Source organism: Paenibacillus sp. J31R34 (genome assembly GCF_059383715.1).
Map to the genome: position 1 here is coordinate 821,619 of NZ_JBXENU010000002.1, position 21,912 is coordinate 843,530.

Sequence of the window (21,912 nt, forward strand, 5' to 3'; positions counted from 1 at the left end):
CTACACCGCCTCTCTCGCGCTTGATTTGGCTTTTCCTTCGCCGCCGCCCAAGCCCGCAATCGCTTCCTGACGCTCGTTCCAGGACATCGGCATTGCGGAAGACGGCACCTCTATCATCGAGATCGCACCTTCGACCGGGCAAACGATTGAGCACAAATTGCAGCCGACACAGTCCTCTTCCCTTACTTTCAAGTAAGCGCGCCCGCCTTCGTCCGTATGCCGCTCAATGCATTGATGCGAGGTGTCCTCGCAGGCGATATGGCATTTGTTGCATACGATACATTCTTCCTCATGAATGCGGGCAACGACTTGGTAATTCAAATCGAGATCGCCCCAGTCCGAATAACGGGACACCGATTTGCCGATCAGCTCCATCGCCGACAATAGTCCCTTGTCGTCCAGGTAATTGTTCAAGCCGTCAATCATATCCTCGACAATGCTGAAGCCATGATGCATCGCTGCCGTGCACACTTGAACCCCCGTTGCGCCCATCAGCATAAATTCGACCGCATCGCGCCAATTGGAAATGCCGCCGATTCCCGAAATTGGGATGTTCACCTGCGAATTACGAGCACATTCCGCGACCATGTTCAGCGCAATCGGCTTCACGGCAGGGCCGCAATAGCCCCCATGCGCACCTTTGCCGCCCACATGCGGAATCGTGAGCCAAGAATCCAGATCAACGCCAGCGAGCGAGTTAATCGTGTTAATTAGGGAAATCGCATCCGCGCCGCCCCGCGTCGCCGCCTTTGCCGTCGCCGTAATGTCGGTAATATTTGGCGTCAGCTTCACGACAACCGGCGTCTGCGCCGCCTCCTTCGCCCACATCGTCTGCGCTTCGACCAGATCCGGCTGCTGCCCGGAGGCTGCGCCCATACCGCGCTCCGCCATGCCATGCGGACAGCCGAAGTTCAGCTCAAGGCCATCTACGCCGACCGCCTCGACCTTTTTGACGATTTCATGCCATTTCTCGCGGCTTGGCTCGACCATCAGCGAAGCGATGACCGCATGATTCGAGAATCTTTTTTTCGTCTCATAGATTTCCTTTAGGTTGACCTCCAGCGGACGATCCGTAATGAGCTCAATATTGTTGAAGCCCGCAACCCGCTGCCCGTTAAAATGAACGGCGGCAAAGCGCGAGGACGTATTGATAATGGGATCGCCCAGCGTCTTCCACACGGCGCCGCCCCAGCCCGCCTCGAATGCGCGCTGCACCTGATAGCCTGTATTGGTAGGCGGCGCAGATGCCAGCCAGAACGGATTCGGAGATGTTATGCCCGCTAGATTGATGCGCAAATCTGCCATTGTCGTTCCCCTCCTAGAGCAATCAGTATCGTTTCGCAGTTGTATAAATACGCCATTCTAATTGCAAAGCCGTCTAATCATGCCGGCTCCTCCTGCCGCTTGATCAGCTGCTTATAAATGGCATAAGCTGCCTTCTTGCCCTGCTGGGCGGCCGAGACGACCATCGCCTCTCCTTGGCCCTCGCCAAAAATAACGTCCCCAGCAGCAAAAATTTGCGGATCGGACGTTTGATAGCTGCTTTCGTCCACCGTCACAATGCCGCGCTTATGCGCGATGCCAAGCTGCTCAATCAGCGGAAGATGGCGCGTTTGTCCAATAGCCAAAATAACAGCGTCCACTTCCAGCTTGAACGCCGAGCCGGGAATCGGCACCGGGCGAGCACGCCCTTCCTCTGTTTCCTCCAGCTCCATCATGAGGCATTCCAGCGCCGTCACATGCCCCTTGGCATTGCCAATAATGCGAGCTGGAGCCGTCAGCCATTGAAATTCGACGCCATCCTGCTTGGCGAAATCATATTCGAACGCATAAGCCGTCATTTCGGCGGCGCTGCGGCGATAGACGATTTTCACATTCATCGCGCCGAGACGCACCGAGCAGGTGGCCGCATCGATTGCCGTGTTGCCCGCGCCGATTACAGCCACGCGCTTGCCCGCCATGTCGGTGCGCACAGCCGTTTTCGTCGACTCCACAAAATCAATGGCATCAAATACGCCGTCCAGCGTCTCGCCTTCAATGCCGAGCGACGGCACCTTCGACATGCCAATCGCCATCACGATAGCATCATATTCGCGGCGCAGCTCCTCAATGCCCACATCTACTCCGATTAGCGTATTCGTCCGAATGTCTACGCCTAGCCGCCGCACTTGCTCAACCTCCCAGAGCGAAATTTCCTGCGGAAGCCGGAAGGAAACGATGCCGTACGTATCCAGACCGCCCGCCTGCTCCTTTGCCTCAAACAAAGTCACGGCAAAGCCGAATCGCGCCAGCTCTCTTGCCGCAGACAGCCCTGCCGGCCCGCCGCCAATAATCGCGACCCGCTTGCCATTGCTCTTCCCGGCCGTGAACAGCTGCTGCTCATTGTGAATGGCCCAATCCGTAGCATAGCGCTGCAAATCGCCAATCCGAATCGGCGTGGAGGAATGATTCAGCACGCATGCGCCCTCGCACAGCTCCTCGGTTGGACATACGCGCGAGCAGGTCGCGCCGACCGGATTCGCATCCATAATCGCTTTGGCGGAGCCTTTCAAATTGCCGGAAGCGATCTTTTTAATAAAAGAAGGGATATTGATACCGGTTGGGCAGGCCGTAATGCACGGCGCGTCATAGCAATACAGACAGCGATTCGATTCATCGACCGCTTCCTTCCGCTTCATGCCTGCCTTCACCTCGGCAAAATTGCGCCGGAGCGATTGCTCCGATATAAAAGCGATGCCCATAGCTGCTTTCCCTCCTATTTTTCAAGCGTCTGGTTGTGATGAAAATGATCCGTTTACCCTGCCTCACTCCTTCCCCTCAGCAATCTGCACAGCCGCGCGGTACAGCAGCTCCACTCCAAGCGCAATATCCTCCGGCGCGGCATACTCCCGCGGATTATGGCTAATCCCTTCCTCGCAGCGGACAAAAATCATGCTGTAATCGCACACGTAAGACATCGTGAGCGAATCATGAAACGGCCCGCTCATCAGCTCCGGCGGCGCAAGCCCCAGACTAACGGCCTCGCGGTGCAAAATCGTTTTCAGCCAGTCCGCGCAATATCTCGGCTCGCTGTTCGTATCCTCGCGGATCGCATACGCGAGCCCATGCTCCAGGCTGACCTGCTCGATAATGCCTCGCAGCTCCCGCTCCAGCTCGTTTCTCCGCTCCAGCTCGATGTCTCGGAAATCCACGGTAAAGCTGACCTTCTCCGGTATAATGTTGCGGGAATCCGGGAAAACAGCGACCGAGCCGACGGTGCCGACCGTCGGCGCACCCGGCTCGCGACGCGCCAGCTCATCCAGCGCGACGACAACCTTGGCGCAGCCGACCATCGCATCGCGGCGCATCGCCATCGGCACGGAGCCGGCATGCCCGGCGAAGCCGGTCATTTCGACCGTCCACCAGACGGGGCCGGATATGCCGCTGACGATGCCGATCGGCTCCTTTTTCGCCTCCAGCACCGGTCCCTGCTCGATATGAAGCTCCAGAAAAGCTCCGATTCTTCCCTGCTCAAAGGAATAGCTGTCATATTGGGCTGGATCACAGCCGAACTGCAGCAGCGCTTCCCTGCGGGTTACGCCGTTTTTATCAGCTCGCTCAAGCTCCCCCTCCTCCAGCTTTCCGGTCATTCCCCTTGCCCCGAACAGCCCTTTATTGAAGCGGCAGCCCTCTTCATCGCAAAAGGCGACGACCTCTATATTCATCTCTGGCCGAGTGCCGTGCTCCGCCATCGTCTGCACCGCTTCAATCGCGCCGAGGACGCCAATAACGCCGTCAAAACGGCCCCCATAAGGCTGTGAATCAATATGCGAGCCCAGCATAAGTACTGGTGCCTGCTCATCTTTTCCCTTATATACTCCGATCAAGTTGCCAAAAGGATCGATTCGCGCCGACATGCCCGCCTCCTCCATCCAGCCCTTTACGAGCTCCACTCCTGCGCGGTCCTCCGGGGATAATGCGAGACGGCAGACGCCTGTCGTGCCGATCTTCCCTATTTCCGCAAGTGCCATAATTCGCTGATGAAGCCGCTCCGCCTGAATATGATGCCTGTTCTCCTTAGCCTGAAGCGGCTTCATGCCGCATCCCCTCCTCTGACGTATCGCCTGCGGCTCCGAAAACGGCCAGCAGCGTATCAATAATAAAAGCGATATCTTCATCCGTCGAAGAAAGCGGCGGACTAAGCGTCAAAATATTCATAAAGCCCGGGACGGTATCTCCGTTTTTGCCAATGAGCAGGCCTCGTGCCTTGCAATCGGCGATCACGCCAGCAACAAATGCAGCAGCGGCAGGCGTCTTCATCTCCTTATCCTCGACCAGTTCGATGCCGACGGCGGAGCCAAAGCTCCGAATTTCTCCGACATTCGGATGTCGGAGCAGCGGCTTCATGCAGCTGCGCATCCGCCTGCCAATGAGAGCAGAGCGCTCAATTAAACCTTCGCGCTCAATAATCTCGAGATTTTTCAGCGCAACGGCACAGGACACCGGGTTGCCGCCAAACGTATTTACATGGCGGAAGTGGCTATCCGGCCCTGCTTCCTTGAAGCTTTCATACAGCTCGGCGGACACCGCCGTTGCCGACAATGGCGAGTAGGCGCTCGTCAGCCCCTTCGCCATCGTGACGATATCAGGCCTTACCCCAAAATTATGATGGCCGAATTTCCGCCCCGAACGGCCGAAGCCGCAGATGACCTCATCGACGATGAGCAGCACATCATGCTTGTCACAAATCTCGCGCAGCTTCGGCAGGTAGCTGTCCGGCGGCACGAGCATGCCGCCCCCGGTAATGACGGGCTCCACGATAATGCCGGCGACGGAATCCGGCCCCTCCCAGATGATTGCGTCCTCATAGGCTTTGGCGCATTGCAGCTCGCAGGCTCCGCTAGTTTGGCCGAAAGGGCAGCGGTAGCAATAAGGCGGCGGCACATGGGAGAAGCCAACCCCTAGCGGCTCGTATTTCAGCTTCCTCTGCGCCTGCCCCGTTGCGCCTAGCGCCCCCATCGAGTTGCCGTGATAAGCGCGGTGGCGCGAAATGAACTTGTGCTTGGTCGCTTTTCCACGTTGATGAAAAACTTGGCGGGCGATTTTGAAAGCAACCTCGTTTGCATCAGATCCGGAGTTGGAGAAGAAAATCCGGTATTCCCCCTCCAGCCAGTCGCTCAGCTTCGCCGCCAGCTCAATGCCCGGTACATGGGATTGAATGAGCGGCGAATAAGCAAGTGTCGTCATTTGCGCAGCAGCAGCCTCGGCAATCTCCTTCCGCCCATGTCCCACATTGACGCACCATAGCCCCGACATGCCGTCCAAATAGCGATTGCCGTCCACATCCTTGATCCAGCTGCCCTCCCCTGACGCTACAATCATCGGATGATCATTATGGGGAGTAATATGATGCCACAGGTACACTCGATCCTTTTCCAGCAGCGCTTCCTTAAGCTCGCTTGCCTGTGCGGCTGCATGCTTGGCTTCTTCATCCATTGCTTCGTGATTATCCATCAGCTTCTTCACCCTTTCCGCCGACTGCCGTCTATGTGCTTGATCTGCCGTTTATGTTGTCTATGCCCCGCAACCGCCATTTATGCACGAGCCTAAGAGGCCTCTGTATTTAATTCAGAATATTCAGACTTTTTAAGTCCCATTATTTTCTTTGGCAGCTCCATATTGTCCTTGACCGTGCGCCATTCAAACTTCAAGCAATACTATCTTTGTGTAATATTATATAACACTCAGATTTAATTACATTAGACAGAGTGTTACATAATCACAAAAGTCCATTGTACATATTGTCCATGAGAGCTGGAAATAAGTCAGCATACCTAACATAAACCGCGCCGACAGCAGGAGCATAGCCCATGCCGGCAGCGCGGTTTTTAGAAATGAAAGCTATGCGATCAACTGATTTTCCCAAGCCTACTGACTATCTCCAGCTATCGCTGCCCACACGAAATCAGCCCTTCACCGCTCCATCCGTCACGCCAGCTATAAATTGGCGGTTGAAAAACAGAAAGATTAGAAACAACGGCAGCGTAGCCATAACCGAGGCCGCCATAACAAGCGATTTATCCTGAAAATAGGACGACGTGTCCAGGCGCAGCAGTGCCACCTGCACCGTCAGCATCTCATTGGATTTCATGACGATCGACGGCCATAAATAGTCATTCCATGCCCCCATAAAGGTTAAAATGCCAAGGGTCGCATAAGCGGGAGCAATCGCCGGCACAGCTATTAAGGCATAAAGCTGCAGGTTTCGGCAGCCATCGATTCGCCCCGCCTCCACCAGCTCGCTCGGAACGGAAGCTTCGATATACTGCCGCATGAAAAACACGCCAAAGGCACTGACCATGCCCGGTACAATAACGGCGCGGTAATCATTCAGCCACTGCAGCTTCGTAATAATTAAATATTGCGGAATAATGCCAAGCTGTGCCGGAATCATCAGCGTCCCGAGTACGAACAGCAGCATAAAGCCTTTTCCCGTAAAATTCAGCCGGGCAAAAGCAAAGCCGGCCAGCGAGCTGAGCAGCAGCATCGATACCGTGATACTGATCGCAATAATCGCCGTATTGCCCATCGTCCGCAGAAAATTGACATTTTCATTATTGAAAATTTTATCGAAGTTTTCCGCCATTCGATTGCCATAAAACACCTTCGGCGGTATCGCCGAAATTTCGCCAGCCGTACGGGTAGAAATGACGCTCATCCAATAAAAAGGAAAGACCGAGAAGAGGACAAACAGCAGCAGCAATACATAAACGATGGAACGCCCCGTCTGATTTCGCATGGCCGCCTCCTACCTCCTTAGCTTTCCTACAAGCAGAGAATTAAATAAAGCAAACAACAAGATAATGATCAGCAGCAAATTGGCAATCGCCGAAGAATAGCCGAAGGCATGGTCGGTAAACGCTGTTTTGTACAAATACATGACAACGGTCAGCACCTGATTGTTCGTACCGCCATTGACCGCCGCATTGGTGCCTGCCAAATCAGACATGAAGGTGAACGGCTCCGTGAACAGCTGGAGACCTCCTGTCGTAGCAATGAGCGTCGAGAAAATGATCGTCGGTGTCAGCATCGGAATCGTAATGCGGAAAAACTGCTGCGCTTTGCTTGCTCCATCAATGGTCGCTGCTTCATATAAATCCCCCGGAATGCTTTGCAGGCCCGCCAGCTGAATGACCATATGGAAGCCGAGGTACCGCCAGAACACGAGTGCCGCAACAGCGAGCTGCGTAGCCCACGGCGCCCCCGCCCAATCGATTCGATCGAGGCCGAGCACCGTAAGCAAATAGTTGAACAGGCCATATTTCACGCCAAACACATTGGCAAAAATCAGGCTCACTGCCACAAGCGAAGTAATATTAGGCAAAAAGATAAAAAAGCGGAACATGCCTTTTCCTTTTATAAACGCCTGATTCAGCAGCACCGCCAGCAATATGGCGAACAAAATTTGAAAGGGCACCGATTCAAACCAAATTAAAAAGGTGTTGCCAATTGATTTCCAAAACAAGGGGTCCTCCATCAACAGCAGCCGATAATTCCGCAGCCCGACAAACGCCCGATCCCCGAGCATATCCCATTTGAACAAGGAAATATAAATGGTATACAGCATCGGATAGAAGCCAAATACCATAAAGATTGCAAAAAACGGCAGCGTGTACAAATAACCGGAAATATGGTCGCTCATTCGTTGATTAACCCTGCGAGTTCCTCGCCCTGTCCTCATTTTCCTCTCCACCTTCCAGCCTCCTCTCTAGCAGCATTTCGCACACACAGCCTTGAATAGCAAAGGTAGAGCGCAGCCGGTAGGCCGCGCTCTACCTTTTAATCCTCTCGTCGTTTACCTAGCGGGCCAGCGTCGATTTCACCTTGCTGACCAGCTCGACCCACGTTTTCTCCGGATCAGCGCCCTTCTCCACATTTGGGAGCTGCTGCTCAATTTCACTCGTAATCGTTGTCCAATTATTTATGGAATCCATCAACGTTACCTGTTCCGCAGCTTTCGGGTAAATTTCTCCCACCGGTGCGCCATTGAAAAAATCATCCTTCTTCGAGGTGAATGCTTCATCCTTGTATACACCCGGCGTCGAAGGAAAATTGCCATTGGATTCATAAACCGCTAGCTGCTGCTCCGGCGCCAAAACCCATTTAATAAACGCATAAGCTTCCTTCGCGTGCTTGCTTTGCTTGGGAATAAGCAGGAAGGAGCCGCCCCAGTTCGCCGAGCCGCCCGGCATCATTGCCACATCCCACTTCCCTTTGGCATTCGGAGCATTTTGCTTCACGAGGCCAAGCATCCAGGGAGGGGCGAACATTGTCGCAAAATCCCCCGTGTCCAGCCCGACCTTCCAGTCATTCGAAAAATCAGGCTGCTGCGCGGTCAGACCGGCCTGAGCGAGCTTCACCGAAAAATCCCACGCCTCCTTAACGGCCGGATTCGTATCCATCGTTAAATTGCCATCCTTGTCAAAAAAGGTGAACTCCCCGCCCTGCTGGATTTTAGGCAGAAAAGCGCCAAAGAAAGCGTCGGTTGTCAGCGGCTTGCCCGTCTTTTCCTTAATCGTCTCTCCCAGCTCGAAATAGCCATCCCACGTAGCGGCGAGCTTGGATACCTCTTCGCGGTCAGTAGGCAGCCCCGCTTGCTCGAATAGCTCAATACGATACATCATCGCCATAGGGCCGGAATCGGTCGGTATGCCAAAAATAAAGCTGCCATCCGCGCTCGTGCCCTGCTTCCAGCGGGATTCCAAATAATCCTTTTGCAGCTCATCTGCGCCAAAGTCTTTTAGATTATAGAAATAATCTTCTTTCTTAAACTGCGGAATATCATCCACCGTCAAAATAACAATATCCGGCGCCCCGCTGCCCGCGGAAAGTGCAGTTAATAGATTTTGCTTATGGTTGGCTTCGTCAATTTGCACATCCAGCGTAATGTTCTTATGTTCTTCCTGATACTGTTTAATCAGTCCATCCAGTCCAGGGCCGTTCGTGTTCCAGTAAGTAAGCTTGATTGGCGTGTTGGCATTTTGTGAAGTTTCACTTGAAGATGGGTCATTCGAGGAGCTGCAAGCAGCCAAGGAGCCTGCCAATAAGCCGGCGGCCAGCAGCATGGTAAAAGGTCGCTTTATTTCCATCTTTATATCCTCCTGCATCGTAATGTAAGCCTTTACAATTCAGTTATACCACTTGCAGGCTAGGCCGGAGAATAAGGGGGATATACGATTTTTTGAACTATTCTACAATCGGGGCACTTTTCAGATAGAACTTGCACGGATGCGGTAATCATAGGGGCTCACCCCTTCCAGCGATTTAAACAAGCGGCTGAAATAAGCTTGATCGGAGTAGCCGATGTTATGGCATATTTGATAAATTTTCAAGTTCGTCTCGCGCAATAGCGTCTTCGCCCGTTCCATCCGAATTTGTGTCAAATGTCGGGTGAAGGATAGGCCCGTCTCGGAAGTGAATAGGGCGCTCAAGTAATTGGGTGTTACATCGAGCCGATTCGCCAGCATGCTGAGGGAAAGCTCGCGATTGGCATATTCATATTGAATGTGCGACATCGCATTCCGAATAATACGATGAACAAATTCATTCATTGTTCGATTGATCGTTGAATCATGCAGGCCTTCTTGAAACGTTCTCATACTCTGCTCATACATCGCACGAATCGAAGCCAAATCCGCAGTTACGCCACCAAGTCCGACTGCTAATTGCACAGCCAGCTTTTGCTCCAGACATAATCTGGCCTCCTCTATGTACAGCTCCAAAGCAGGAACAGCGATATCTGTTGAGAATAAAACCGCCGTCATACGCGAGCCTTCCATAATAATGACGCAGATACCATAGTTGGCTAAAACGTCCTCCAGCAAGCTTTTTGCCCAGAAGCGCTCTGGCTTCGCCCAAAACTCACGGTCGGGGCTCGTAAGTGTGAACAGTCCAATCCAGCGGTGCGGTGGGAACAGCGAATGGTCAAGCGGCAGCCCCGGCGGCGGCTGTTCATAAAATAAATCCTGCACACGCGATTCCAGCGCATTTTGCTCGCGCAGCTTAATAATTTCGAGCGAGGGTCCTCGACTCTCATCCCTTAGGCCTGCCTCAAGCACAAGGCTTTCTCTTCCCTCCAACCTGTGCTCAATCATCACAATAAGCAATTGCAGCACATAAGTCCGCAGCTTCATTCGTTCCAGTTGGCTCATTGCAGCCGAATGGCGAGAGGCTTCGATTAATTGGTCAAGAATCGGTCGCAGCCGCTCCACCACCCTAGAGGCAGCTGCATAAAACAGCTGCGGATCATGAAAAATTGAGTAAGCCAGCGAGCGGTCCTCTATATCTAGGTGCAGGCAGAAGTAGGTGACTCCCTCCTTGTCATTCGTCTGGCTCTCATGCGTATAGCCGGGAGGAATAATGACCAAATCACCAGGGAATTGCTCATAAGGAATGCCATTAATGATCATTTTCTGAAACCCCTCAACGACCAAATTAATTTCCAGCAGCGGGTGGTCATGCTCCGGGTAAGACCAGCCCTGCTCCGCACTGCGCCAGTGTGTACCATAAAGCTGGAAGCTGAACCTAAAATCCGGCAGCGCAAACTCCTCCAGACATTTGTCCTTCCCGCGGCCGGGAATAAACAATAACGCCATATGCCGTCCCTCCCAGCAATATCCATCGCCCATTTATTGTGGCATACGCCTAAAAAAAATAAAAGCGGCCGCATTATAGCAGCCGCTTCCAATAAAATATTTAAATAGCTTGGTGAATCAAACCAATCTGAAGCATTCATTTACTTACCTAAAAATCCGCCTTCGGATCTAATAACCTGCCCTGTAATCCACTGTGCGTCGTCGCTGGCTAGGAAACGGATCGTCTTCGCCGCATCCTCCGGCAGGCCAATTCTCCCCATTGGGAACAGCGGCAGGAAGTGGGCTTTCATCCCATCATCCATCCAGCCCGAATCAGTCGGCCCCGGATCGAAGCCATTGACCGTTATTTGCAGGGGAGCAAGCCCTACTGCAAGCGGCTCGATGAAAGCGATTAAAGCGCCTTTCGTAGCCGTATAGGCGAGATTGTCCGCATCTGGCCCTTTAGACACCATAAATATGATTCTTCCGTTCGTTCCTGCTGGTTGGTTTTGCTCGAAACGCTTTGCGAACTCGGTACTAAGCAGCATCGTTGTACGGTTGTTCACCACATAATGCTGCTCAAGCAGTGCCAGATCCAGCGTCCGAAAATTAGTCGGCACACAATAAGCCGCATTATTAATTAATATCGAGGGACTGCCCAGCGTCCGCTCTACCTCATTCATAATGAGAGAGGGCATATCCGGATTAGAAAAATCAGCTTCCATATGGCTTGCCCTTACACCTAAACGTTCCAATTCAACGTGCAATTGCTCCGGCCAACCCTGATCTAGGCCGTTACCCTCCACCTCATCAAACGCTCGCCAATGGGTAAAAAAGATATCGATTCCGCTGCCCGCGAGCGCGCGGCAGATCGCTGTTCCAATGCCCGTGGAGCGGCTTGCGCCTGTCACGATGGCAATTTTATTTTTCATTGAAGCTATTGTAGAAGTCATATATAATTCCCCCATTCATTATTGGAGGATAAGAAGACATTAGGCATTCATCCGAGATGCTGCACTTCCCCATAACGAACAACGGCTGCCTATAGGCAGCCGCTGACAGGGGTATATGAAATCCCCAGCCCTGCTTATCCTGTAAGGTTTGCGAAAGGAACGCCAAATACAATAGCAAGCTACAGCCCCTTGTATTACTCATAGAAAATTCCGTTTTCAACGACGTGATTTTTGTGGTAAACTTCACCTTCTGGGTGCTCCTCTCTTTGGGTGATGTTGTCTTCGCAAACACCATTCTACCAAAGATCAGGGCACTTTTTTATGTTTTTATGAGGTCATACTTTGGTAATTCAGGTTGAAGATAGTCAAGAGTTTTGAGAACTCAATAAACTCCAACAAAAAAACATCAAATCCTTTATTTACTAAAAATGGAATAAATGATAAAATGCGTGTTGTCGGGATTGTCTAAGAATCTCGCACTTTCAGTGTTAACTAAATGAGGGAAGGAGCTTCGAAAAAGTTATTTTAAAATTCTAAAAAGGGGTATTTCAATGAAAAATTATTTAGCAGCATTTTTGTGTATTGTAATGCTAATTACCTTATGCCCAGTTTATGATAATAACCCAGTTTATGCAAATAATGAAGTAGGACGAGATTTGGAGAATCCCAAGAATGTAGAGGACTTAATTTTATTTATTGATGCTCTGCCTGAAGATTTTTATATCGAATTTCCCGAAGCAAAACCTGCACACAAAAAATTGATAGAAATTGCATATTCAAATAAAGAAGCAAGCCTTGCTGATGTTGCAAAACTTTTTAATGAAACTACAGAATATAAAATATGGCAAGCAAAGTATAGCCCCGAAGCATATGCGACTGAAATGCTTCAGACTCAAGAGTTTAAAGAATTTGCACAAGAAATAGATCAATTGGCTCAAGACTATTATAATTATTTTAAAACCTACGGTGTGTACCCAGAGGAAAATTCAATTACCGCAATTGCTAATGACCCTAATAACCCAGACAATCCTGAGAGATTCACACCAACAGCAGGTATTGACCAAGGTGTTGCGGTTTTGGCTACAATCGGCATCCAACGAACAAATACCCAATTGGCTGCTCGTTTGGCGACTTTAGGCACTATAGCCTTATTGGATGGTCCATTACCAGTAGCAGATTTTATTGCACTAGTAACAGGAGCTACTATACTAACAATTACAATTGTTAATCAGTTGAATGCAAAGTCTAATGCAGTTATAACAAATATTCAAATTAATGAAGGTACCACATTTTCGTCAAGAGCACAAAGTGTGATTCTATCAAGTGCTACAGCAATAAATTGGCGAAACCAGGGCTATGAATTTTTCCCAGCTTGGCGCTTTACCGGAAACGGTGGTGGAATTACAATCGGGCCTCCAATAACCGAATTAGCTGCAAAAGCACGTATTGAATCTTGCTATAATTCAGATAGTTGCAACGTATATGCTGTTAATCGTGGAAGAGCATATGCTGTATCTAAAGGTGCTTCAAATGGCTGTGCTCCTCGTTGGGATCCTCCTCATAACACATTTTATCAACCTAACAATAGACCGCATTATCATCATTGTGTATGGCTAGTTTATCGAGACCCACATACTTGGTATTAAGTCTAAATCAAAGAGGAGAAAACCTTCTGGGTTTCTCCTCTTCATAATAAGGAGAGCAAATGAAACAGCATACAAAAGAAGAAATCATACATTTTATTAATGGTATAGATCAAAAAGAATACGATCAATCACCTTTATTATGGCATGCCCATCAAAAATTAAAAGAACTTTTAAAACAATACGACGATGTGGACAAAATCATTTATGAATGGCAACAAACACATGAATATCAATGTATAAACAGTATGAGTGAAACTGGAAAATTTAATGAAAACGAAATTTATGTTCCCTATGTCTCAATAAGTGACGGCGTGGAAATCTTGATGAGTTTGGGAGTCAAATACTCTAGCCAACAGTTAAATGATAGGTTACTTGAGTTAGGAAAAATAGCAGGAATCGAAGGTATTCTTCCTGTCTCCGAATTTCTTTCTTTTCTAAATGGAACACTTATTACAAATCCTATACTATCAAATAACCTAATAAGGACTAAAAGAAAACTATTTAAAAATATACAACAAATTGAAGGGAAGTATATAAAGGTCGATAAAGAGCCTGATATACTAGATCACCCTAGTAAATGAGATAGCCTCTCGGCATTCGCGAAGGCAAATGGGGCAAGGGTTTCCTTGTACCATTAAACTTGCTCTCCTCCTACTTCGTAGGGGGGATTTTTTTAATTTGTACCGAAGAAGTTATCGTTAGGTTTGAGGACATTTCCAATAAATCAACCGATTATACGTTGACTAAAGAACAAAAACAAACAATTGCTGACATTCTAGAGTATTACAGCTATTTGGATTAAATGATTAGAATATTTAAAGGCGCTCCCTCTCTTTTATATGAGAAAGGGGGCGCCTTTTGTATACTACCGTTACTTTTCCTAGCATGAAGCAGTAAAACTTTAAGGCTTCTTGTTTTTCACCATCTGTCTCGCTTGCAGCCAAGCTTTAATATGGCTATACAAGCTGTGCGGGTAATCATAATGATAAACCTGCGCTGTCTCCAAAGACAGACGGCTGAATAAGTCAAAGGAAACGATCAAGGCTTTCCAGCTAGCAAGCTGATCAAAACCTCCAAATGATTGCTTTAAGTCCGCTATAACCGCAGCATCTGCCCAGTCTGCAATAAATTTGCCTGCATGCCAGGTGTCATAATTTTGTCCATGAATCGCCTTGGCATGCCACTCCATCATTTGCAGCAGCAGCTGCTTGCAATCATGATCCCTTTCGCCAGCGACCCACAATTCACCGCGCAAAATTTGCTTAGCCACATACAAGCAGGCAAACCCATATTGGTTAACGACCTGCTGGAAGGCAGCTTCCGTAATCGGTGGCGGCATATCAGGGACAGCTGTTTTAGGAATCAATTTGTCCCCTTTGCCCGTCTTGTCCAGCAGCAGCTTCACCCCACGCCTAAAGCCCTGCGGCACTTGTCCAATAGCAGCCAAACGTTCCAGTTCAGCAATAGGACAAAACAAGAAATCCACCTGCAGCCCCTCTTCGAAAAGCACTAATTTCTCAGGATCTCCTCCTGCCGTCCGGTACATGAAGCTCGTCCATACTTCCCCAATGTCCAGCAGCCAATCATTATTTTGAAAATAGTAGTCCGGATTGGTCGAATAAATGACAATATCCAGATCGGAAAATTCATCGAACGGCTTTTCCGTTCTTGCCCGCGAGCCCATGACATACATCGCCTGTATTTCTTCATTTTCACCAGCCCAGCTTACAATTCGCTGCTCCAGCATTTCGTATAAATCCGCCATTTTCGATCCGCCTTTACTTATGGAGTATTAAAGATCCTTTTTCAAATAATAATGCTGATGGCCACCGGCGTTGTCTATCGTTCCATACACCTCATAGCCATGCTTCTTGTAAAAATCCAACGCTTGGAAGCTTAACGTATCCAGCTTAATAAAATCGCATTTTTTCTCTTTGGCAAGCCTCTCCGCCTCTTCCAGTAACTTCGACCCATAGCCTAATTTCCGCAGCTCCTCATCTACATACAAAATGTGCACCTCCAGCCAGTTCCAGCACACTTCGCCCAGCAGCCCGCCATACACGACGCCATCGTCCTTTTTTAAAATCAGATTAATCTCTTGATATCTGTCGCTTAATTCTTTCGGAAAGTGCTTCCTATTAAAGGCGATTAGCTTATTTAGCACAGCTTTCTTATCGGCTGAATTTGATTCATTGATGATTTGAAGCTCCATGATGCTCCCCCTCTACTTTCTCCTAGATAATTCCTATCCCATGCTTGTATTATCAACCGCAAATGGAAAAAAAGCTATATCCAAATCAATCATATGTTACAGAGGAAGCTTACCTTTCACCCATTCATACCGGATGATCAAAAATAATAACAGCCTAGCCCAAGCATCCGAATGCTTGGGCTAGGCTGTCGTTCATTTGCAGGGCTACGCTTTATTTTCCAGGCTGCTGCCTGTCGTAATGGCGGCTTCCTGGAAATTTTCAACCGAGGCGCTCTTCTCGTAAAAACGGGGCGTATTCGCCATTAGGCCTTCACGCGTATAGAAAGGGTCGCTTTCCGCTAGTGGAAACGTGACCTTTTCACCTGTGCTTGCCGACTTGTAAATGCCCGTAATAAATTCAAGCGTGCTGCGGCCGCTGATGCCGTCAATGAGAACCGGCGCTTCCGTCTCAATCGCGGTCAGAACGTTATCGATTTGTCCAAAATGGCCCGTATACGCCACCTCCGGAAGGCCGTCATACAGCTTCTGCAGCTGCTGCTCCAGCTCTTCATTGGCTATCGGGAAGCCATTCGGCTGCGAGATAGAAGCCTTCATTTTCCATGGAACGGATACACGGGCCTGCTTGCCTTGAAAAATCAGCTGCTGCTCCTCGCCATGATGCACGACCGAGCTGGTCACCATGCCGAGCGCCCCTTGCGGGAAGCGCAGCATTGCCATCGACAGGTCCTCAACCTCCGCATTATCATGCGATGTATTCGTCATAAATGCTTGCAGCTCGCTGGGCTGGCCCATCATCCACAGCAGCGCATCAATATGGTGCACCGCATGGTTCAGCGTACAGCCGCCGCCTTCCTTTTCCCATGTGCCGCGCCACCACAAATCGTAATAGCAATGCCCCCGCCACCAGAAGGAATCAACCTGGGCATGGACGATAGGACCCATTAAACCGCTATCTACTACCGATTTCAGCTTCATCATCGGCGTTTTAAAGCGGTTTTGCGCCACAACGGAAAGGATTTTCCCGCTGCGGCGGGCCGCTTCATTCATTAGGTCGCATTCCTGCAAAGAAGAGGCCATCGGCTTCTCCACGAGTACATGCTTGCCAGCGTTCAGAAGATCAACCGCAATAGGCGCATGGGTATACGGCGGCGTACATATGGATACCAAATCGATATCCTCTCCCAGCAGTTCCTTATAGTCTGCTACAATTTTAACACCATCAAATTGAAACTGCTCCAGTCTCGCCTGTGCCTTATCCATGTAAGAATCGCAAATCGCTACAACCTTGCAGCGCTCTCCGAATGTTTTATACGCTTCCAAATGCGCGGAGCTAATGGCTCCTGCTCCAATAACCGCTACTTTCAGCATAAAACGAACTCCCCCGTCCGCGAATGAGTTGATGTTTTCCTCTTTATTTTAAAGGAAAATCTGCATCATTTATGATTGGGAATTGTGATAAAATACAACTATATTGCGGTTTTTGAAGCGTTTGCAGTTATTTGCGAGATAAGGAGGCTGGGCAGCCGTGCACAAAATGGAGGAGCAGTTTTCGTTCAATTATCGCATCTCATCCGATAGCAGCTTCTGGGAGGTGTTTCATGCCCATTCCCAAATGGAATTTTCCTATGTCCATGCCGGACATGGGGATCTCATTGTCGAAGGCAAGCGCTACCGGGTTGAGCCCAATACTTTAATGGTTTTTCATCCCTTTCAGCTTCACCGGGTACAGATGGATATATCGGCGGAGCAGCCGTTCATTCGCACCGTGCTCATGTTTGAGCCGTCGCCGCTCAAAAAATACTGGAGCGCCTTCCCGCTTCTGAAAGCCTTCTTCGAGGAACTGCTGCTCCAATCGAGCGGCGAGCCCTGGTACGATATTGCTGAGACATCGCCGCTTGCGCTGCTGTTGAAGCAATTTAAGGAAACAAGGGAGCAGCTCGCCGCTGATGAACCAGCAGAAGAGGAGGACGACCATTTTCTGCTGCTGGAGCTGCTGCGGCAATTAAAAGCCATTCGCCAAAAGCCCGGCAGCCAGTCCGCCTTGCGAACAAGAAGGCCGAGCCACCGCGCAGAGGAAATGATGGAGTGGATCGAGCAGCACTATCAGGAGCCGTTTCGACTGGAGCAAATGGCCGAAGCGCTCCATCTGTCCCGCTATCATGTCGTCCATTTGTTCAAGCAGGCCACGGGCTCGACCATTATGGACTACACCAAAGCGACGCGCGTCCGTCATGCCTGCCTCTATTTAATCCAAACGACGCTGACTGTACCTGAAATCGCCACCCGTGTCGGCATGGGCAATCCCTCTTATTTCTGCAAGGTGTTTCGTCAGCAGATGGGACATACGCCGCATCAATATCGGCTGCATATCCAGCGAAGAAAATAAAGCTGACCTATCCTCATAGAAATATGCTAGCCTTTTTTGCATTTCCATTTTTTATGCCGGCGAGGCCTCGCTTTAACCCCAATTTCGACCGCGGCTATGGAAGTGATTTTAATATAAGTAACAACACCCCTCACGTTAAGAATGGCGCAGCCGTCGGAAGCTCCCAAAAACACGCCGACATGGGAGGTACCGTCAAAATGAATGCGAATATTAGGTGTACCCAAACCAATGCGCATAAGAATATTCCGAATGCAGCTGTTGCTGTCCTCCCTTTTATTGCATCCGCTTTGGTTGCGGTGGCTTCGCTCGCCTTTGCTATTATTGTCATAGCTTTTATGATCGTTGTTTTTATTATCGTTATTTTTATTTCCGTTGTTTTTAATTCCGTAGCTTGTATTTCCGAAGCTTATCATGCTGGGCCTATTGCTTCTATAACTTTTGCTTCCATAGCTGCGACTGCCGAAACTCTTAATGCCACAGCTCCCACCGCTGCTTCCTCCTTTTCTCGACAAAAATACCATCTCCTTCGTCATAGAGTTGATATTATTGTATGAGAGTTAATAGATTATGGTGTGTGTCTTTTATGCTATTAAATTTAGCGCTCGAAATATTCAATAAATCAAATAAATTAAAATCTCCATACCTACTCCTCAAATTGAAAGGTGGTTCAAGACAATGACTTACAATATAGAGAATAAGTTTGTAGTTGCCGTTGCTTCAAGCGCATTATTTGATTTAAGTGAATCAGACGGAGTATTTAAAGAAAAGGGTGAGAATGAGTATAGGCTATATCAGCGAGAAAATGAAAACAATGTTTTAGAAACAGGGGTTGCATACCCACTAATAAAAAGACTACTGAGTATTAATGGTCCGCTAGAAGAAGAGCAGCCAGTAGAAGTCGTGTTACTTTCAAGAAACGATCCCGATACGGGATTACGGGTGTTTAAATCAATAGAAAAATATAAATTACCTATAAGCCGTGCTGTATTTATAGCAGGAAATAACCCTGTTCAATATATGACAGCCTTTAATGCATCTATCTTCTTATCTGGAAATCCCGCTGATGTAAAGGAAGCAGTAGAACAGGGATTTCCTGCTGGATGCATTTATCCAACCGATTACATTGATGATGAACTAGACCAAGAACTTAGAATAGCCTTTGATTTCGATGGTATTATTGCAGATGATTCTGCTGAGACTATCTTCCAGCAAGAAGGGAAGCTGTCCTCATTTCATGATCATGAAAAATTAAAGGCAGATGAACCGCTACCTGCCGGTCCCTTATCAAGATTTTTCAAAGAAATATCAAAATTACAAAAGAGTATTTTAGAAAGACAGCATACTGATTCAGATTATAAATCCAATATTAGGGTAGCAATTGTTACAGCTAGAAATGCCCCCGCCCATGAAAGAGTTATTACAACTTTGAGAAATTTAGACATTAGGGTAGATGAAGCCTTCTTTTTAGGTGGAATTGATAAGGAAAGAGTTTTGAAAATTTTCAAACCACATATTTTCTTTGATGATCAGGTTCGACATATTGAAGGTGTTGCAAGAATAGTACCCTCAGTCCATGTCCCCTTTGGCATCACAAATACTGAAGGCAACGGTAATGCTAACCAAGAAATAGAGGCTTAATCATATTTTCTTATTTATAAACACGTCGTTTATAGTAGAATAGATACATGTTCCACGATATAGTGAAGAGGTGCCTTTATGTCCATAAGTTTTACTTCATCGATTATAAGCCGGCTTAATAGAGAAATTACAGAATTAGAAGCTCAGAGCCTACTCGCAAAAAATAAAATTGCCAAAGCGCAGGCTAAACTCAAGCAGTTGCAAAAAGACAGCAAAAAAAGCAGCTTGCCGAGCGATTTAAGTAACAAGCTGACACGCATCAATAAATTAAACGAGGAAATCGCCGAAAATACGAAAAAACAAGCTGATGCAACTCGACAACTTACAGGCAAAAAAGCCGAGTTAAAAAAACATTCCTCTTAAGCACACATTTCTAGGCTCACTGGGAGTAACGAATTATGCAAAAAAGCCGGGTTCTCCTCTTAAGGGGATACCCGGCTTTATTTTTCTACAAATCCATCCTACTCCTTCCCATGTATCCCATAAAGTCGGCGGTAAGCAGTCGGCGTCATCCCTTCATGCTGCATAAAACGCTTATTGAAATAGCTGACGCTTGGATAGCCCGCCTCTTCGGCAATTTGCCCAATGTTGTCGTCTTTGCGCTCCAACAGCCATTGCTTAGCCGCCTGCAGACGACAGCGCGTAATAAAATCCATCGGCGTCATCCTCGTCGCCGCCCGAAACAGCTTACAGAAATAATAAGGCGTTACCTTGAGCCTCTCCGCCCATTCATCCAAAATAAACGGCTTCACCGCCTCCTGCTGCATCAGCGGAAGCAGCTCCATAATACGGTCGGCGGACGTTTCCGCCTTGCCCCGATTCAGCGCTACTGCCTGCTCGACGAATATCGTAAGCAAAGCATAAGTAAGCATAGAGAGATGAGCCGGATGCAGCATGCGATAAGTCTCCGCTTCACTCAGCAGCTCCTCATGAGCCTTCTGCCAAATGGCAGGCTGACGAAGCCTCCATAAGGGGCTTTTATGCAAGCCCTGCTCAATTAAATAATCACGGAGCCCACTGCCGCCATAAAAGTGAACCCAGCGGATATCCCACGGCTCATCCTCGCTGCTGTAATAACACTGCTTTTGCAGCGGAAAATAAAGCACCGCCTCCCCCGCGCGCAGCTCATGGACGACACCGTCCAATTCGACAAATCCTCTGCCTGCGGCAACAAAATGGATATTAAAATTGTTCAAGGCGCCTGCTTCCCGATACACGCTATGCTCGGGCTGTTCACTGTAATTTCCAATCGATTCCGGAAAACAAAAGTAAGGCATATTTGGCAGGGTAAGCAAATGGCTTTGACGATGCAAATTCAACACCTCAATGACAATATTGTTTTAATAGGATGCAAAATATTATCATTTTAATTTTAATTCACATCCTCTATAATCGCAATATCATCATAAATCAACATACAAAGCGAGGTTGAATCATGAGCAAAAAGTTGAAATGGGGCATTGTAGGCTGCGCTGGAATTGCGAAACGCGCTGTTATCCCGGGACTGCATTTATCCGAATTAAATGAAGTGGCAGCCATCGCCAGCCGCGACGGAGAGAAGGCAAAGCAAACCGCCGAACAACTCCAAATTCCGACTGCATACGACAGCTACGAAGCCCTTTTGGCGGACAGCTCCATCGACGTCATTTATATACCGCTGCCTAACCATCTGCATAAGGAATGGGCGATCAAGGCTGCTGCTGCGGGCAAGCATATTTTATGCGAAAAACCGCTTGCCCTTACGGCTCGCGAAGCAGCAGAAATGGCTGAAGCCGCTGATCAAGCTGGCGTCCTGCTTTCCGAGGCATTTATGTATCGCTACCATCCCCGTTACGAAACGATTAAAGACTTAATTGCAAACGGTGCTATCGGTGAAGTACGCGGCATTCGCAGTGCTTTTACGTTCAATAATGCAGGCGATACAGCAAACGTCCGCTATCGCAAAGCTTGGGGCGGCGGCTCCCTCTATGACGTAGGCTGCTACCCGATTAATGCAGCCCGCCTATTGCTCGGCAAGGAACCCGAAGCGGTAACGGTGAACGCCCAATTTTCACCTGAGCATGACGATGTGGATATGATGGCGTCCGGATTAGTCGAATTCGAGGGCAATGTATCGCTCACCTTCGATTGCGGCATGTGGTCCGCTTTCCGCAATCCGCTTGAGATATTAGGCAGCGATGGAATAATTGAGGTTCCTTCTGCTTTTATTACGCCTACACCAGAAAGCGGCACGATATTCGTCACGTCTGGCGGCGAGCGCAAGGAAGTTGAAGTCCCTTATGTCAATGCCTATACCGCGCAAGCCGACCATATGGCACGAGCCATTACAGAAGGCAAAGCTTTAACCTTCGGTGCTGCGGATGGCATTCGCAATATGAAAGTGATTGATGCCTGCCTGCTGTCTGCGCACGAGCGTCAAAGGGTTATTTTATAAACCAGTTAACGTCAAGCACATTAGCCTATT

General features: G+C 48.8%; 20 protein-coding genes. 7 read left to right on the forward strand and 13 right to left on the reverse strand.

The window, feature by feature from the left end; all coding sequences use genetic code 11:
- From preA to AC50YG_RS08865, 9 genes are all read right to left on the reverse strand, one after another.
- Positions 1–1,305 carry an NAD-dependent dihydropyrimidine dehydrogenase subunit PreA gene (gene preA, locus AC50YG_RS08825; protein WP_494826185.1) on the reverse strand — a complete coding sequence of 435 codons (1,305 nt, stop codon included), beginning with the start codon at positions 1,303–1,305 and terminating at the stop codon, positions 1–3.
- Between the two features lie 77 nt (positions 1,306–1,382).
- Positions 1,383–2,741 (reverse strand): NAD(P)-dependent oxidoreductase, encoded by a 1,359-nt coding sequence (locus tag AC50YG_RS08830; RefSeq protein WP_494826187.1) that lies wholly within the window; start codon positions 2,739–2,741, stop codon positions 1,383–1,385.
- Between the two features lie 63 nt (positions 2,742–2,804).
- Positions 2,805–4,076: a M20 family metallo-hydrolase gene (locus AC50YG_RS08835; protein WP_494826189.1), complete on the reverse strand. Its 1,272-nt coding sequence runs from the start codon at positions 4,074–4,076 to the stop codon at positions 2,805–2,807.
- Positions 4,057–5,475 carry an aspartate aminotransferase family protein gene (locus AC50YG_RS08840; RefSeq protein ID WP_494826377.1) on the reverse strand — a complete coding sequence of 473 codons (1,419 nt, stop codon included), beginning with the start codon at positions 5,473–5,475 and terminating at the stop codon, positions 4,057–4,059. Before AC50YG_RS08840 ends, AC50YG_RS08835 begins: the two co-directional genes overlap by 20 nt.
- 469 nt (positions 5,476–5,944) lie before the next feature.
- Complete coding sequence (locus tag AC50YG_RS08845; protein WP_494826191.1) at positions 5,945–6,778, reverse strand: carbohydrate ABC transporter permease; 834 nt, start codon at positions 6,776–6,778, stop codon at positions 5,945–5,947.
- A gap of 9 nt (positions 6,779–6,787) precedes the next feature.
- Positions 6,788–7,732 (reverse strand): carbohydrate ABC transporter permease, encoded by a 945-nt coding sequence (locus AC50YG_RS08850; protein WP_494826192.1) that lies wholly within the window; start codon positions 7,730–7,732, stop codon positions 6,788–6,790.
- 106 nt (positions 7,733–7,838) lie between these two features.
- Positions 7,839–9,128, reverse strand: a complete 1,290-nt coding sequence (locus AC50YG_RS08855; RefSeq protein WP_494826194.1) for an ABC transporter substrate-binding protein — start codon at positions 9,126–9,128, stop codon at positions 7,839–7,841.
- A 120-nt stretch (positions 9,129–9,248) separates the two neighbouring features.
- The gene (locus tag AC50YG_RS08860) at positions 9,249–10,634 is read right to left on the reverse strand and encodes an AraC family transcriptional regulator (RefSeq protein ID WP_494826196.1); all 1,386 of its coding nucleotides are present in this window, start codon (positions 10,632–10,634) and stop codon (positions 9,249–9,251) included.
- A gap of 140 nt (positions 10,635–10,774) precedes the next feature.
- Positions 10,775–11,566 carry an SDR family oxidoreductase gene (locus AC50YG_RS08865; protein WP_494826197.1) on the reverse strand — a complete coding sequence of 264 codons (792 nt, stop codon included), beginning with the start codon at positions 11,564–11,566 and terminating at the stop codon, positions 10,775–10,777.
- A 551-nt stretch (positions 11,567–12,117) separates the two neighbouring features.
- On the opposite strand from AC50YG_RS08865, the gene AC50YG_RS08870 reads away from it, so the two are divergent.
- Both AC50YG_RS08870 and AC50YG_RS08875 read left to right on the forward strand, forming a co-directional pair.
- Positions 12,118–13,212 carry a hypothetical protein gene (locus tag AC50YG_RS08870; RefSeq protein WP_494826199.1) on the forward strand — a complete coding sequence of 365 codons (1,095 nt, stop codon included), beginning with the start codon at positions 12,118–12,120 and terminating at the stop codon, positions 13,210–13,212.
- A gap of 59 nt (positions 13,213–13,271) precedes the next feature.
- Positions 13,272–13,793, forward strand: coding sequence for a hypothetical protein (locus AC50YG_RS08875; RefSeq protein ID WP_494826200.1), 522 nt, complete (start codon positions 13,272–13,274; stop codon positions 13,791–13,793).
- A 320-nt stretch (positions 13,794–14,113) separates the two neighbouring features.
- Here the strand turns inward: AC50YG_RS08875 and AC50YG_RS08880 are convergent, their stop codons facing one another.
- The 3 genes from AC50YG_RS08880 to AC50YG_RS08890 form a co-directional block, all read right to left on the reverse strand.
- Positions 14,114–14,977 carry an aminoglycoside 6-adenylyltransferase gene (locus tag AC50YG_RS08880; protein ID WP_494826201.1) on the reverse strand — a complete coding sequence of 288 codons (864 nt, stop codon included), beginning with the start codon at positions 14,975–14,977 and terminating at the stop codon, positions 14,114–14,116.
- Positions 14,978–15,004: 27 nt separating this feature from the next.
- The gene (locus AC50YG_RS08885) at positions 15,005–15,424 is read right to left on the reverse strand and encodes a GNAT family N-acetyltransferase (protein WP_046233993.1); all 420 of its coding nucleotides are present in this window, start codon (positions 15,422–15,424) and stop codon (positions 15,005–15,007) included.
- A 204-nt stretch (positions 15,425–15,628) separates the two neighbouring features.
- Positions 15,629–16,792, reverse strand: a complete 1,164-nt coding sequence (locus AC50YG_RS08890) for a Gfo/Idh/MocA family protein (RefSeq protein ID WP_494826202.1) — start codon at positions 16,790–16,792, stop codon at positions 15,629–15,631.
- 166 nt (positions 16,793–16,958) lie between these two features.
- On the opposite strand from AC50YG_RS08890, the gene AC50YG_RS08895 reads away from it, so the two are divergent.
- The 4 genes from AC50YG_RS08895 (at position 16,959) to AC50YG_RS08910 (ending at position 19,811) form a co-directional block, all read left to right on the forward strand.
- Positions 16,959–17,810, forward strand: a complete 852-nt coding sequence (locus AC50YG_RS08895; RefSeq protein WP_494826379.1) for an AraC family transcriptional regulator — start codon at positions 16,959–16,961, stop codon at positions 17,808–17,810.
- A 197-nt stretch (positions 17,811–18,007) separates the two neighbouring features.
- The gene (locus tag AC50YG_RS08900) at positions 18,008–18,364 is read left to right on the forward strand and encodes a hypothetical protein (RefSeq protein WP_494826203.1); all 357 of its coding nucleotides are present in this window, start codon (positions 18,008–18,010) and stop codon (positions 18,362–18,364) included.
- A 121-nt stretch (positions 18,365–18,485) separates the two neighbouring features.
- Positions 18,486–19,448 (forward strand): 5'-nucleotidase, encoded by a 963-nt coding sequence (locus AC50YG_RS08905; protein WP_494826205.1) that lies wholly within the window; start codon positions 18,486–18,488, stop codon positions 19,446–19,448.
- A gap of 78 nt (positions 19,449–19,526) precedes the next feature.
- A complete protein-coding gene (locus tag AC50YG_RS08910) occupies positions 19,527–19,811 on the forward strand; it encodes a hypothetical protein (RefSeq protein ID WP_494826206.1) in 285 nt (94 codons plus the stop codon).
- 98 nt (positions 19,812–19,909) lie between these two features.
- Here the strand turns inward: AC50YG_RS08910 and AC50YG_RS08915 are convergent, their stop codons facing one another.
- Positions 19,910–20,761, reverse strand: a complete 852-nt coding sequence (locus tag AC50YG_RS08915; RefSeq protein WP_494826208.1) for a helix-turn-helix transcriptional regulator — start codon at positions 20,759–20,761, stop codon at positions 19,910–19,912.
- Between the two features lie 122 nt (positions 20,762–20,883).
- On the opposite strand from AC50YG_RS08915, the gene AC50YG_RS08920 reads away from it, so the two are divergent.
- Positions 20,884–21,882 carry a Gfo/Idh/MocA family protein gene (locus tag AC50YG_RS08920; protein WP_494826210.1) on the forward strand — a complete coding sequence of 333 codons (999 nt, stop codon included), beginning with the start codon at positions 20,884–20,886 and terminating at the stop codon, positions 21,880–21,882.
- Positions 21,883–21,912: the final 30 nt, after the last annotated feature.

What these genes read in the sequence shown, in the direction of transcription:
- AC50YG_RS08835 (WP_494826189.1), bottom strand. Translation starts at nt 4,076, where the DNA reads ATGAAGCCGCTTCAGGCTAAGGAGAACAGGCATCATATTCAGGCGGAG.
- AC50YG_RS08855 (WP_494826194.1), bottom strand. Translation starts at nt 9,128, where the DNA reads ATGGAAATAAAGCGACCTTTTACCATGCTGCTGGCCGCCGGCTTATTG.
- AC50YG_RS08865 (WP_494826197.1), bottom strand. Translation starts at nt 11,566, where the DNA reads ATGACTTCTACAATAGCTTCAATGAAAAATAAAATTGCCATCGTGACA.
- AC50YG_RS08860 (WP_494826196.1), bottom strand. Translation starts at nt 10,634, where the DNA reads ATGGCGTTATTGTTTATTCCCGGCCGCGGGAAGGACAAATGTCTGGAG.
- AC50YG_RS08905 (WP_494826205.1), top strand. Translation starts at nt 18,486, where the DNA reads ATGACTTACAATATAGAGAATAAGTTTGTAGTTGCCGTTGCTTCAAGC.
- AC50YG_RS08845 (WP_494826191.1), bottom strand. Translation starts at nt 6,778, where the DNA reads ATGCGAAATCAGACGGGGCGTTCCATCGTTTATGTATTGCTGCTGCTG.
- AC50YG_RS08910 (WP_494826206.1), top strand. Translation starts at nt 19,527, where the DNA reads ATGTCCATAAGTTTTACTTCATCGATTATAAGCCGGCTTAATAGAGAA.
- preA (WP_494826185.1), bottom strand. Translation starts at nt 1,305, where the DNA reads ATGGCAGATTTGCGCATCAATCTAGCGGGCATAACATCTCCGAATCCG.
- AC50YG_RS08900 (WP_494826203.1), top strand. Translation starts at nt 18,008, where the DNA reads ATGAATGCGAATATTAGGTGTACCCAAACCAATGCGCATAAGAATATT.
- AC50YG_RS08870 (WP_494826199.1), top strand. Translation starts at nt 12,118, where the DNA reads ATGAAAAATTATTTAGCAGCATTTTTGTGTATTGTAATGCTAATTACC.
- AC50YG_RS08840 (WP_494826377.1), bottom strand. Translation starts at nt 5,475, where the DNA reads ATGGATGAAGAAGCCAAGCATGCAGCCGCACAGGCAAGCGAGCTTAAG.
- AC50YG_RS08895 (WP_494826379.1), top strand. Translation starts at nt 16,959, where the DNA reads ATGGAGGAGCAGTTTTCGTTCAATTATCGCATCTCATCCGATAGCAGC.
- AC50YG_RS08885 (WP_046233993.1), bottom strand. Translation starts at nt 15,424, where the DNA reads ATGGAGCTTCAAATCATCAATGAATCAAATTCAGCCGATAAGAAAGCT.
- AC50YG_RS08890 (WP_494826202.1), bottom strand. Translation starts at nt 16,792, where the DNA reads ATGCTGAAAGTAGCGGTTATTGGAGCAGGAGCCATTAGCTCCGCGCAT.
- AC50YG_RS08875 (WP_494826200.1), top strand. Translation starts at nt 13,272, where the DNA reads ATGAAACAGCATACAAAAGAAGAAATCATACATTTTATTAATGGTATA.
- AC50YG_RS08920 (WP_494826210.1), top strand. Translation starts at nt 20,884, where the DNA reads ATGAGCAAAAAGTTGAAATGGGGCATTGTAGGCTGCGCTGGAATTGCG.
- AC50YG_RS08880 (WP_494826201.1), bottom strand. Translation starts at nt 14,977, where the DNA reads ATGGCGGATTTATACGAAATGCTGGAGCAGCGAATTGTAAGCTGGGCT.
- AC50YG_RS08830 (WP_494826187.1), bottom strand. Translation starts at nt 2,741, where the DNA reads ATGGGCATCGCTTTTATATCGGAGCAATCGCTCCGGCGCAATTTTGCC.